Genomic DNA, 12,661 nt, shown 5'->3' with positions numbered 1-12,661 from the left:
ATATTCGGCTGCAATAACAATACTGATCGCAGTGATACTCTTCTTAAAGAGCACTGATAAGGGATCGAAATTGCTTCGCATATATAATCATTACATCTCAAGAACGGCGATCCTGCTCATCAGCACTGAAATTTTGGTGCTGATATTCATGGTTTATTTTGGAGCCAGTCTTCGTTTTTTGGATCAAATCGAGCCGTTTCCTTTCTCGTTCTCCTCTTTGTTCCCGGAAGCCTTCACGTTTACCTCCGTCATGATTCTAAGCATGGCGGCGATGGGATTGTATCAACTCGATTCCCGGCTGGACCTAAAAGAAATCTTATTCCGGTTGATGCCATCGATGATGCTGGGATTCGGAATCATCACCCTGATCTTTTATCTGCTGCCTGATCTCTATCTCGGCCGTGGTATTCTCGGCTTGGTCATGCTTCTTGCTTTAGCTGGAATTCTCCTGACCCGTGCGGCATTCCTGAAATGGTCGAGCTTGGGAATCATGGAGTCACAGGCCATCGTGCTTGGCGTGGGGGGTAAGGCCAAGGAATTTGTCGAGCAGGCAAAAAATGATTCCGCGCGGCGAGGCCTCAAGATCATCGGTTTTGTATCGGTGCCGGACGAAGAGCTGCATATCCCGGCTTCTTCTGTTTTGCCGAAGACGGGTTCCTTAATGTCTCTGGCCAATCGATACAGAGCTCAAGAAATTATCATTGCCATTCAGGAGCGGCGCGGCGGATGTTTTCCCATTCAAGATCTGCTTGAATGCAAGCTGAATGGGATCAAGGTTACCGACTCAGCCGCTTTTTTTGAGCGGGAGCGAGGCCAGATTCGGGTGAATACGCTTTACCCCAGTTGGCTTGTTTTTGGCGGCGGTTTCGATCAAAGCCTGCTTCGCTCAGGTATCAAGCGTGTTTTCGATCTGGTCGCGAGCGGTATTCTGCTCGCGGCAACGCTGCCCATCATGCTCATCACTGCCATTTGTATCCTTTTAGAAGATGGCCCTCCAATTTTTTACCGGCAGGAAAGGGTGGGAAAGGGTGGGAAAACGTTTATGGTTCTCAAGTTCCGGAGTATGCGGAACGATGCCGAGAAAGGCGGGAAGCCGCAGTGGGCGACGACGGACGATCCTCGGATAACGCGCGTGGGCAGAATCATCCGGAAGTTGAGAATCGATGAGCTTCCACAAATATTCAATGTTCTGAATGGGGATATGAGCTTTGTCGGTCCACGTCCGGAAAGGCCTTATTTTGTAAACCAACTCTGCGGAGAAGTGCCATTCTACAATGTTAGGCACAGCATCAAGCCCGGAATAACTGGATGGGCGCAGGTGCGCTATCGATATGGCGCGTCGGTGGAAGATGCTATCGAAAAGCTTCAGTACGATTTATATTATGTAAAAAATCATAGTCTTTTCCTTGATGTCATCATCCTGATTGATACTATTGAAGTAGTTGTGCTGGGCAAGGGCGGGAGATGATGTCCAGGCGCAGCCGCACAAAATGGTAACGAGCATCGCGGCGGTCAGCTATACACTTGCGGCGGTAGCGTATCTGGTTTTGGCTGTGCTCCTGCTGACGAGCTGGCGGGGCCGTTTGCAGGGGATAGTACTGCCTATTGCCTGCCTTTTGTCCGTGCTTTGGGCGGCGGCGCTGGCCTACCAGGCATCCCAGGACCGCCCCCTTTCGCTCCTGACGGACCTCCTGGAAATCACCCGGAATGCGGGCTGGTCGGCGTTTCTCATCACCCTGCTGGGGCTAAATCGGGACGCGTTTTTCACCGGCAGGGTGAACCCTGCCATGTCGATCATCGTGTCACTCTATGTCGGATGCGTTATTGCCGCTTTGTATGGCCATGGGGACTTTACCTTTTCCGAAGTTCAAGCCGATTTCACCTACAGTATCATTGCGAGTGTCGCAATGGCGCTACTGGGAATGATACTGGTTGAGCAACTGTACAGGAACACACCGGTTAAGCAGCGTTGGGGAATAAAATTTGCTTGCCTCGGCATCGGCGGGGTTTTTGCATACGATTTTTACCTCTATAGCGATGCGTTGCTGCTCAGGCATGTAAACCCCGAGATCTGGGCGGCTCGCGGGATTGTTAACGCGCTTATTGTTCCGCTTGTCGCCGTGTCGGCCGCGCGAAACCCCCAATGGTCCGTTGGTATTACAGTATCGCGTCGCATTCTCTTTTATTCTGCGGCATTATTTGGTGCTGCCGCCTATTTGCTGGCAATGGCCGGTGCTGGCTACTATCTCCGTTTTTTCGGCGGCAGTTGGGGCACCGTCATGCAGGTGAGTTTCCTGTTTGGCGCTGTAGTCCTGCTCATGGCTGTGTTGTTCTCGGGCACGTTGCGTTCCTGGCTAAGAGTCTTTATCAGCAAGCATTTCTTTAGCTACAACTATGACTATCGCGAAGAGTGGCTTCACTTTACGCGTACGCTCTCCGAGGGCGGGCATGGATTGGGTGAGCGCGTCATTCAGGCTTTAGCGCAGTTGGTGGAGAGCCCGGGTGGCAGTCTTTGGATATCCCGGGAGTCCGGAAACTTCGAACACGTCGCTCATTGGAATATGCCCTTCGCCAGCGGGATTGAACCGGTTACAAGCTCTTTCTGCCAGTTCCTTGAACACAGGGAATGGGTCATCGACTTACAGGAATATGGGACAAACCCGGAAAAATACTCGGAAATTACTTTGCCTCAATGGCTGCAAACCATTCCCAAGGCATGGCTGGTGGTACCCCTCATCCAGCATCGAAAATTATTCGGTTTTGTGGTGCTGGCACTACCGAGAAGTAAAGTAAAACTGAACTGGGAAGTTAGTGATCTGCTCAAGGTTGCGGGGAATCAGGCGGCGAGTTACCTGGCGCAGCACGAGGCTGCCAACGCTCTCATGGTGGCGCGTCAGTTTGAGTCTTTCAATCGCATGTCGACCTTTGTGGTCCACGATTTGAAAAACCTCGTCTCACAGTTATCCCTTTTGCTTTCCAACGCAGAGAAACATAAACAAAATCCGGCGTTCCAGCAAGATATGGTTGAAACGGTCTACCTGTCTGTTCAAAAGATGAAACGGCTTCTGGAAAAACTTAGTGGTAGCGATTCGGCGGAGACGCCAGTTCCCCTTTCCATTGCTCACCTGTTACAAGAAGCGGTCACGAGCAAATCGATTGCCGAACCCAAGCCTGTTCTGGAAGTACAGGATTCCAGCCTCACGGTTTACGCGAACTCGTCACGACTGGAAAGGGTTGTAGGGCATCTCATCCAAAATGCAATCGAAGCGACGCCACGTGATGGTCTGGTTCGGATTCGGTTGCAGAGGGAACATGATTTCGCGATGGTTGAAATAAAGGACACGGGGCACGGCATGAGTGAAGAGTTCATCCGCGAAAAGCTTTTTAGACCCTTTGTATCTACCAAATCTGCTGGCATGGGTATCGGGGTGTTTGAGAGCAAGGAATATGTGTCTGAACTCGGCGGCAAGCTGGAGGTCATGAGTAGTGAATCGGATGGCACCGTCTTCCGTATCCTTCTGCCGCTCTGTCAAAACGTTCAAGCTATTAAGGCGTTAACCGTAAAGTAGAGATCGCTTGGAAAATTCGATCAAATGGAAGAGGATGTAAGTGAGTCAGGATAAAAAGAGTTTGCTGGTAATCGAAGATGATCCCGGACTGCAGAAACAACTGCGCTGGAGCTTTGACGCCTACGAGGTATTAGTGGCGGGGGATCGTGAAAGCGCACTTGCGTTGCTGAGAAGGCACGAGCCGGCGGTTATTACCATGGATCTGGGGCTACCCCCGGATCCGGACGGCGCTTCGGAAGGGCTTGCCACTCTTGCGCAGATACTTGAGCTTGCGCCGGACACCAAGGTGATTGTGCTTACAGGCAATCAGGATCATGGAAATGCACTGAAGGCGATTGCCGCTGGAGCTTATGATTTTCACCAGAAGCCCTTCGATCCCGACATGTTGCATCTAGTGGTTGAAAGAGCATATTACTTGTATGCATTGCAGCAGGAAAACCGCAGGCTGCTTCAAACCCAGACGCATTCGCTCATCGCGGGCGTAATAACGCGTGATCCGTTGCTCTTGAAGGTATGCCGCAATGTCGAAAGAGTGGCGCCATCGGATGCGACGGTAATTCTGTTGGGAGAGAGCGGAACAGGTAAGGAGATACTGGCGAGGGCGCTCCACCAGTCCAGCGCCAGAAGGGAAAAACGCTTCATGGCCATAAATTGCGCGGCCATTCCGGAAGCGCTTTTGGAAAGTGAGCTGTTCGGCTATGAAAAGGGAGCTTATACTGGGGCTGTCAAGCAGACGCCCGGAAAAATTGAACTGGCCCATGAAGGTACTTTCTTTCTTGATGAGGTCGGCGATTTACCCATGGCGCTACAGGCGAAACTTCTCCGTTTCTTGCAGGAAAGAGTGATTGAAAGAGTCGGTGGCCGCAAGGAGATCCCGGTCGATGTCCGCATTGTGTGCGCCACCCATCAGAATCTGAAGAAACTGATCGGGGAAGGGCGTTTTCGGGAAGACCTCTATTATCGGCTCAGCGAAATCGTGATCACCATTCCGCCATTGAGAGAACGGGTGGGTGATGCCGCACTGCTTGCACATCACTTCAAGAATAAATTCTGCGCGCACGAAAAACGGGCCTCGCTCAGCTTTAGTCAGGATGCACTTGCCGCCATCGAGAGTCATCCCTGGCCCGGCAATGTCCGCGAGATGGAGAATTGCATCAAACGCGCCGTAATCATGGCGGACGGGCCCATTATCAGTTCCGAGGATCTTGGACTGCAGGCGGCCTCGGGCCCGGCCGAACCCATCAATCTTCGTCAGATACGCGACAAGGCCGAGTACGATGCGCTGATGAAAGCGCTGGCCAGGGTGAACGGAAATGTCGTGAAGGCGGCTGAATTACTCGGGGTCAGCCGCCCCACAATTTATGATCTGATGAATCGTCACGGGATAAAATAACGGCCCTTGCATGAAACACCTGGCATACACTTTCTTAAAGTAGATGTACGTTATGGCACACCTCGTACAAGAGCTTGTTTTAAACTCTGCCAACCAATTTCCGGACAAGGAAGCCTTGGTGTACCGCCAAAGCCGGGTAAGCTACGCCGACTTGGCTAAGGACGTCGACTCGGCCGCGAAGGCCATGCTGGCCTTGGGCCTCGACCGCGGCGAGCGAGTGGCGGTCTATCTTGAGAAACGCCTGGAGACGGTCGCCGCATTATTTGGCGCAACGGCGGCGGGGGGGGTTTTCGTTCCGGTCAACCCGCTGCTGAAGGCGGAACAGGTGACCTATATACTGCGCGACTGCAACGTAAGAATTCTGGTCACTTCGGCTGACCGCTTGAAGTTGCTACTCCCCGTTTTAGCGCAGTGCCATGATTTGCACACGGTGATGGTCATCGGTTCGGCCGAGGGTTTATCCAATATTTCCGGCAACTTGAATATCTTATCATGGAACGAGGCGCTGATCGCGGGCAGTGGGACCGGCGGCCACCGTAGTATCGACGACGATATGGCTGCGATTCTTTACACCTCGGGGAGCACAGGTAAGCCCAAAGGGGTTGTTCTGTCCCACCGCAACCTGATTGCCGGTGCGACGAGCGTGGCGCAATACCTCAAAAATGGGGCGGAGGATCGAATTTTATCAGTCCTGCCACTCAGTTTTGACTATGGGCTCAGCCAGCTCACCACGGCATTTAATGTCGGGGCAACGGGCGTACTCATGAACTATCTGCTGCCCAGGGATATTATTGCTGCCGTGGAAGCGGAAAATATCACGGGTCTGGCGGCGGTCCCTCCCTTGTGGATTCAGCTGGCACAATTGACCTGGCCAGACAATATTTCCTTGCGTTATATCACCAACTCGGGCGGGGCAATGCCGTGCGCGACGCTGGATCTGTTGCGGAACAATCTTCCCAGTACCGCGATATATCTCATGTACGGGCTGACTGAGGCGTTTCGCTCGACTTTCTTGCCACCTGAAGAAGTCGTGGCGCGTCCCGACTCGATAGGCAAAGCCATTCCAAATGCCGAAGTGCTGGTTGTGCGTGAAGACGGATCTCTTTGCGCGCCCGGAGAGCCGGGCGAACTGGTCCATCGTGGTGCACTGGTGTCCATGGGATATTGGAACGACCCTGAAAAAACTGCCGAGCGTTTTAAGCCCGTTCCCACCCGTCAGGCCGGCCTGCCCATCCAGGAATTGGCGGTCTGGTCTGGCGATACCGTGCGCATGGATGAAGAGGGCTTTCTGTATTTCATCGGTCGCCGGGACGAGATGATCAAAACATCCGGTTACCGGGTTAGCCCCACCGAGATCGAAGAGGTTATCTATGCTACGGAGCTCGTGGGAGAAGCGGCCGCCATTGGCGTCGCGCATCCGGTGCTTGGACAGGCTATCGTCCTGATCGTCACAGCGCGGTCAGGCCGCAATATTAACCAGGAGGAATTGCTGTCAGCGTGCAAGGTTCATCTCCCCGCCTTTATGCTGCCGAGCAGGGTCGAGTTAAGGGAAGGCAGCTTGCCACGCAACCCCAACGGTAAGATTGATCGTAAACTGCTCACACAGGAGTTCGAGAACGCTTTCGTGGAGCCTGTGCATGAGTAATATTCGCCCAAAGCACGCTTCAATGGATCAATTCCCGATCCGCGACAATTGCTTGCAGATTGGCGGTATTTCTCTAACGCGGCTGGCCCAGCGCGTAGGTAAGACTCCTTTTTACGCCTATGACAGACAGCGGATTACCGAACGGGTCGCCCTGCTGCGACAACACCTGCCGGCTGAGATTCATCTGCACTATGCGATGAAGGCCAACCCGATGCCTGCTGTAGTGCAGCATATGGCTAGCCTGGTCGATGGCATCGATGTAGCGTCAGCGGGTGAGATGCACGTCGCACTCGATACGACTATGCCGCCGGGTCACATCAGTTTTGCCGGACCGGGCAAGACCGACGCCGAGCTTTCCTGCGCTATCGCTGCCGGTGTAGTCGTGAATATGGAATCGGAGCAGGAAATGGAGCGCATTGCCACTTTGGGTCAACACCTTGGCATTCGTCCCACAGTGGCGGTTCGCGTCAATCCCGACTTTGAGCTAAAATCTTCGAGCATGAAAATGGGCGGCGGCGCAAAACAGTTCGGTGTGGATGCGGAGCGAGTCCCACCCATGCTTCATCGGATGGGGCAGCTTGACCTGGATTTCGAAGGATTTCACATCTTCAGCGGTTCGCAGAACCTCAAGGCGGCGGCCTTGGAGGAAGCCCACGAAAAAACGGTGCAGCTTGGCGTCGCGCTTGCCCGGTACGCTCCAAGTGGAGTTCGATTGCTGAATATAGGCGGCGGCTTTGGCGTGCCTTATTTTCCCGGTGATGAACCGCTGGATTTGGCGAAAGTAGGCGACAACCTTGAGCGCTTAATACCAGAAGCGAAGCGGGATCTGCCTGAGGCCCGTATCGTGATTGAGCTCGGACGGTATATGGTGGCGGAGGCTGGCATTTATGTGTGTCGAGTCCTGGAGCGCAAGGAGTCCAGAGGTCAGGTCTTCCTCATTACGAATGGGGGCTTGCACCACCACCTTGCCGCATCCGGTAACTTTGGCCAGGTGATCCGCAAGAACTACCCGGTTATTGTCGGTAATAAGGCGCAACATAGCGTAAGAGAGACGGTCTCGGTCGTAGGGCCGCTTTGCACGCCTCTGGATCTGTTAGCGGATCGGATGGAGATGAGCAAAGCGGAAACCGGCGATTTAATCGTGGTTTTTCAATCAGGCGCTTATGGCCTGACTGCAAGCCCCACGGCATTCCTCAGCCATCCCGCACCTATTGAAGTGCTGGTTTAATTCCTGTCACACTTCATCAATTCATTAGACGATAGGCTTTCCTACCGGCTAGTATGCCGCTCGTAGCCAGCAGAGCCAGTGACAAAAGCAGGATGATGTAAAAAAACGGGAGAACTGTTTTGAGCGGATTGTGCGGTTGGATAGGCCATAGTGCCTCCGTTATTGAAAATATGCAGCTCGTGCAGCGAATGGCCGCCCCTCTGGCTCGGTTTGATGCGAGCGAGGTTGAGGCTGATGCTGAAGGAAACAGCGCGGTGGCAGTTGCGGCAAGCAGCGATAGCAGACATATTCATAAGCAGGATGGGCTTCTGGTCGCGTTATGGGGGCGGCCCCGCTTGCGCGAGCCGCGCTTAGTCCAGCTTGCGCGCACCGAAGGGGTGGCAAGGACCTTGGGGCGCGAGTGGCGTGAGCGAGGCGAAAAAGCCCTTGAGAGTCTGACAGGAGTGTTTTCCTTATGCATTCTGGATGAAGCCGCGCAGGAAGGCGTTCTGGCGGTAGACCGGATGGGCATTAACCCTCTAGCCTACCAGGAGCATGGGGGCGGGCTGGTCTTTGGCTCGTCGGCGGACGCAATTAATATACATCCCCGATCCCGATCCGAAATCGCCCCTCAAAGCGTATACAACTATGTGTACTTTCACATGGTGCCGGGTCCGGATACTATTTACCAGGACCAGAAACGCCTCTTGCCCGGCGAATACCTCTTTTATCGAAAGGGCCATGTCGAGATTCGCAAATATTGGCGAATGCAGTTCGTGGAAAACGAGAAGCGCCCTTTTCAGGAGCTCCAGCAGGAATTTCTAAACTTGCTGCGCTCCAGCGTGCGCGACGCGGTAGGCGATCAGCAAGTTGGAGCCTTCCTTAGCGGCGGCACAGACAGCTCGACCATTGCCGGAATATTGGGAGAGGTGTCGGGCGGCCCAGCCCACACCTACTCCATCGGTTTTGACGCGTCGGGTTATGACGAAATGGAGTATGCGCGAATCGCGGCCAGACATTTTTCCACCCGTCATCACGAGTATTACGTTACGCCCGATGACATCGTGAACACGATCCCGCAAGTCGCAGCCGTTTTCGATCAACCTTTTGGGAATGCGTCGGCCATACCGGCTTTCTATTGTGGCCAAATGGCTAAAGCTGACGGCTTGGCCAGAATGTTGGGGGGTGACGGCGGGGACGAACTGTTCGGCGGCAATTCCCGTTACGCCAAACAACACCTGTTTTCGCTCTATGAAAAGGCCCCCTCCCTGATGCGCAAGGGTATCCTTGAGCCGCTCATTTTTGGCCTGCCGGGTGGGGCTGCGTTACCGCTGGTACAAAAGGCGCGGAGTTATATTGAACAAGCATCGATCCCGATGCCGGCGCGAACAGAAACATATAACCTGCTGGAGCGGTACGGGGCTGCGGAAGTTTTTACGCGTGAATTCCTTGGAACCGTTAACCCCAGCAACCCGGCTGCCCTGCTTGACGACGTCTATCACGAGAACAACGCCACCAGCCTAATTAATCGCATGCTTGCTTTTGATCGCAAGTTCACGCTCGCTGATAACGACCTGCCCAAAGTGGCAAAGGCTTGCGAGTTGGCGGCGATGGAGGTCGCATTTCCCCTGATCAGCGACGAGATCGTGGCTTTCTCGCTGCGGTTGGAGCCTCATCTGAAGCTCAACGGCACGAAGCTACGTTATTTTTTTAAGGAAGCGCTTCGGGGATTTCTGCCCGACGATATTATCGCGAAGCAAAAGCACGGCTTCGGCTTGCCTTTTGGCGTCTGGCTGCAACAGCATCGAGGTTTGCAGGGTTTGGCTTCGGATAGCCTGAGCAGTCTCAAGTCACGTAATATTATCCGGGCCGACTTCATCGACAAGCTGCTCGGGCACCATCTTGATGAGCACGCCGGTTACCATGGCACTATGGTCTGGGTTTTGATGATGCTGGAGCAATGGTACAGGCAAAGGTGATTCGTCTCTGCGGAAAAGCTCTTCGTACCCCTGTAATAGCCTGATTTTACTCCCCTGTCGTCATATCTAATCCGCCCTTCGTATAATCCGCCCTAGTCCCGTCACCGTAGCTCTCCCTTCTTTGAGCTTGATTCGTTCCGTCATTCAGCAGGAGAATGGATTTGTACGCCAAGCCCGGAAGGCGAAAACCGAACGGAAGCGAATTTGTGTGAGCAAGTCGCGGCGATTTAATTCGCCCCGGCGTTCAGCGCAAATTGAGCGGCAGACGGTGAGATACGGGCTATGATGTAAAGATTCTACCGCTCTAAAGTAGCGTCATTGCTCAAAGCTATGCGAAGTTCGATTTGTCATCGGGCATTCCAGCGGGATACTCATGAGTAACAGTGTTATCCGTCGTTCGATTCTCAGGTTCGCGGGTGGGACGCTGGCATGACAGAAACCACTTTGGTGCTTGTTTGCAAGCGTCCCGCATACGGCAGCAGCAAGCAACGGCTGTCAGCGAGCCTGGGACAGGAAGGGGCCAGGCGTATTGCGGAGGCATTGCTCGCCTGTGCATTGGAAGACGTCCGCGATTGGCCTGGTCCGGTGGTCATCGCGCCTGCGCACCCCTCCGATTATGCCTGGGCGGCCTCCTTATTACCCCAGCTTCAGCCAAAAATTCATATCGTGCCTCAAACGGACGGCAATCTGGGACAACGGCTGAACGCTGTCGATCATATTTTGCGCGATCGGGGGATCGCACACCTGATTTATATAGGCAGTGACGCACCCGTGCTTGCGGCCACCGACTACTCCGCAGCCCGCGCGGCGTTGCTAAAACATGATACTGTTCTGAAGCCGGCCGTCGATGGCGGTGTGGTGCTAATGGGGAGCCGCCTGCGTTGGCCCATGCTGGACGCCTTGCCGTGGAGCACGTCGCATCTGGGCTCGGCACTGGCCGGCTGCTGCCGCGGGGCTGGACAGTCGCTTGCCATGCTCACGCAAAGTTTCGACGTGGATGAAGAGCAGGATGTCTTTCGTCTACTAACCGCATTGAAAGCCGACCATCGGCCGGCGCGACGTGCGTTGTATCAGTTGACTTGTGATATTGTCAGCATGGGAGAACCGGGCGATGTCCAGGTTTAGCGTCATTATTCCCTGCTACCAAGATGAGGACAAGCTGGCGGATCTGCTCGGCCAGTTGCGGCAGTTGCCAGACTCATCACCTGAAATCATCGTCGTCGACGGCGCGGGAAATCCGGCATGCGGAAGAGTGTGCCAGCAATATGGAGCGCAGTGGCTGGCGGCCGAACCTTGCCGTGGGCAACAACTACGCGCGGGCGCCGCGCTAGCAAAAGGGGACGCGTTATGGTTCCTGCATGCCGACACCCGGTTATGTCCCGACCCGTTGAGCGCGATGCGGTTGGCACTCGACCAAGGCGCGGTCGGCGGCTATTTTCGCTTTCGTTTCGATCTTCCTCGCGCTTGGCCTGCCCTGCTGCTGGAACCGGCTATTGCCATGCGTTGCCGGTTCGGGGTTCCTTATGGCGATCAGGGTTTATTCATGCGGCGGAATGCATATTGGGAGGCAGGCGGTCATTCGCCCTGGCCCCTGTTCGAGGAAGTCGCCTTGATAAACGGACTGCGCCGGCTGGGGGGCTTTGTTCCGTTACAAGAAGCGATCCTCGTGGACCCCCGCCGCTGGCACCGCGATGGCTGGTGGCGCCGCACCTGGATCAATCGCAATCTTGCGCTTGCTTTTGCTTGGGGCGCTTCGCCTGATAGGCTGGCCGCACGCTACCGCTCCAAAACGAACTGATTTTAGGAGGCAGATTCATGCATGACATTGTCCAGCAATACTACGGAGCAACCTTAAGCTCGTCGCTTGATCTTCAGACCAATGCTTGCACAACCGGGGATGACCTGCCCGAATATGTGAAGCCGATACTTGCCCAGGTACACAGCGAGGTGCTCGCGCGCTACTACGGGTGTGGGCTGGTGCTGCCCGAACTGCTTGAAGATCTGACAGTGCTCGATCTTGGGTGCGGCGCCGGACGCGACGTGTACGTGTTGTCGAAACTGGTAGGAGAAAATGGGCAGGTGATCGGGGTTGATATGACTGAAGAGCAATTGGCAGTCGCGCGCCGCCACGAGGAATACCACCGTAAAGCGTTCGGTTATGGCAGCAGCAATGTGTGTTTTCTGCACGGTTACATCGAGCGCCTGTCCGAGCTTAAACTGCCTGATGCGAGTGTGGATGTGATCGTGTCGAATTGCGTGCTCAACCTCGCACCCGACAAGGGAGCGGTCCTGCGCGAGGCGTGGCGGGTGCTGAAGCCCGGCGGTGAACTCTACTTTTCCGATATTTATACTGACCGGCGGGTGCCGGCAACACTCGCCGCCGATCCCGTTCTATATGGCGAGTGTCTAAGCGGCGCGCTGTACTGGAACGATTTCATCAACCTTTCGCTGAAGCACGGGTTTGACGACCCGCGTTTGATAGAGGATCGCAGGATTGTCCTGCGCAACGCAGAGCTGGCTGGCCGCACTGGCAACATGCGTTTTTACTCCGCGACTTACCGCTTATTCAAGCTGGACAATCTGGAGCCGGCATGCGAAGACTATGGCCAAGCCGTAGTCTATCGCGGCACCATACCTTATCACCCCCATGTGTTCGTGCTCGACAAGCATCACCGCTTCGAAACCGGAAAGCATTTTCCTGTCTGCGGCAACACGTGGCGCATGCTGCACGACACCCGGTTCGCCTCGCATTTCGAGTTCTATGGCAGCTTCGAGCGGCACTACGGTATTTTTCCCGGCTGCGGCGTGGGGCTCCCATATGATGATGGCGATAGTGCCGGGGCGGGGCTTGCCGGTGGATGCTGCTAG

General features: G+C 54.7%; 9 protein-coding genes. All 9 read left to right on the top strand.

Annotation, left to right across the window (positions count from 1 at the left end; genetic code table 11):
* Positions 1 to 70: 70 nt before the first annotated feature.
* The 9 genes from R5L00_RS06805 to R5L00_RS06765 all read left to right on the top strand — a co-directional run bounded on the left by R5L00_RS06805 (position 71) and on the right by R5L00_RS06765 (position 12,661).
* Complete coding sequence (locus R5L00_RS06805; protein ID WP_107694577.1) at positions 71 to 1,468, top strand: TIGR03013 family XrtA/PEP-CTERM system glycosyltransferase; 1,398 nt, start codon at positions 71 to 73, stop codon at positions 1,466 to 1,468.
* Positions 1,469 to 1,490: 22 nt separating this feature from the next.
* The gene (gene prsK / locus R5L00_RS06800) at positions 1,491 to 3,569 is read left to right on the top strand and encodes an XrtA/PEP-CTERM system histidine kinase PrsK (protein WP_317653896.1); all 2,079 of its coding nucleotides are present in this window, start codon (positions 1,491 to 1,493) and stop codon (positions 3,567 to 3,569) included.
* A gap of 40 nt (positions 3,570 to 3,609) precedes the next feature.
* On the top strand, positions 3,610 to 4,962 hold the full coding sequence (prsR, locus tag R5L00_RS06795; protein ID WP_107694575.1) for a PEP-CTERM-box response regulator transcription factor: 1,353 nt from the start codon (positions 3,610 to 3,612) through the stop codon (positions 4,960 to 4,962).
* A 52-nt stretch (positions 4,963 to 5,014) separates the two neighbouring features.
* On the top strand, positions 5,015 to 6,607 hold the full coding sequence (locus tag R5L00_RS06790; protein WP_317653895.1) for an acyl-CoA ligase (AMP-forming), exosortase A system-associated: 1,593 nt from the start codon (positions 5,015 to 5,017) through the stop codon (positions 6,605 to 6,607).
* Positions 6,600 to 7,835, top strand: coding sequence for a pyridoxal-dependent decarboxylase, exosortase A system-associated (locus R5L00_RS06785; RefSeq protein WP_107694574.1), 1,236 nt, complete (start codon positions 6,600 to 6,602; stop codon positions 7,833 to 7,835). Before R5L00_RS06790 ends, R5L00_RS06785 begins: the two co-directional genes overlap by 8 nt.
* 119 nt (positions 7,836 to 7,954) lie before the next feature.
* Entirely contained in the window at positions 7,955 to 9,793 is a 1,839-nt protein-coding gene (locus R5L00_RS06780; RefSeq protein ID WP_317653893.1) for an asparagine synthetase B family protein, read from the top strand.
* A 429-nt stretch (positions 9,794 to 10,222) separates the two neighbouring features.
* On the top strand, positions 10,223 to 10,918 hold the full coding sequence (locus tag R5L00_RS06775) for a DUF2064 domain-containing protein (RefSeq protein WP_317653892.1): 696 nt from the start codon (positions 10,223 to 10,225) through the stop codon (positions 10,916 to 10,918).
* Positions 10,905 to 11,591, top strand: coding sequence for a TIGR04283 family arsenosugar biosynthesis glycosyltransferase (locus tag R5L00_RS06770; RefSeq protein ID WP_107694571.1), 687 nt, complete (start codon positions 10,905 to 10,907; stop codon positions 11,589 to 11,591). The genes R5L00_RS06775 and R5L00_RS06770 overlap by 14 nt, the downstream gene beginning before the upstream one ends.
* A 17-nt stretch (positions 11,592 to 11,608) precedes the next feature.
* Positions 11,609 to 12,661, top strand: coding sequence for a methyltransferase domain-containing protein (locus R5L00_RS06765; protein WP_317653889.1), 1,053 nt, complete (start codon positions 11,609 to 11,611; stop codon positions 12,659 to 12,661).

Source organism: Nitrosospira sp. Is2 (assembly GCF_033095785.1).
GTDB lineage: Bacteria > Pseudomonadota > Gammaproteobacteria > Burkholderiales > Nitrosomonadaceae > Nitrosospira.
Note: the sequence above shows the minus strand (reverse complement) of the source record. Positions and strands in the feature narration are given on the sequence as shown.

Bases quoted from the DNA above. Each gene is read 5' to 3' on its own strand.
- prsK (WP_317653896.1), top strand. From the start codon at position 1,491: ATGGTAACGAGCATCGCGGCGGTCAGCTATACACTTGCGGCGGTAGCG.
- R5L00_RS06790 (WP_317653895.1), top strand. From the start codon at position 5,015: ATGGCACACCTCGTACAAGAGCTTGTTTTAAACTCTGCCAACCAATTT.
- R5L00_RS06785 (WP_107694574.1), top strand. From the start codon at position 6,600: ATGAGTAATATTCGCCCAAAGCACGCTTCAATGGATCAATTCCCGATC.
- R5L00_RS06775 (WP_317653892.1), top strand. From the start codon at position 10,223: ATGACAGAAACCACTTTGGTGCTTGTTTGCAAGCGTCCCGCATACGGC.
- R5L00_RS06770 (WP_107694571.1), top strand. From the start codon at position 10,905: ATGTCCAGGTTTAGCGTCATTATTCCCTGCTACCAAGATGAGGACAAG.
- R5L00_RS06765 (WP_317653889.1), top strand. From the start codon at position 11,609: ATGCATGACATTGTCCAGCAATACTACGGAGCAACCTTAAGCTCGTCG.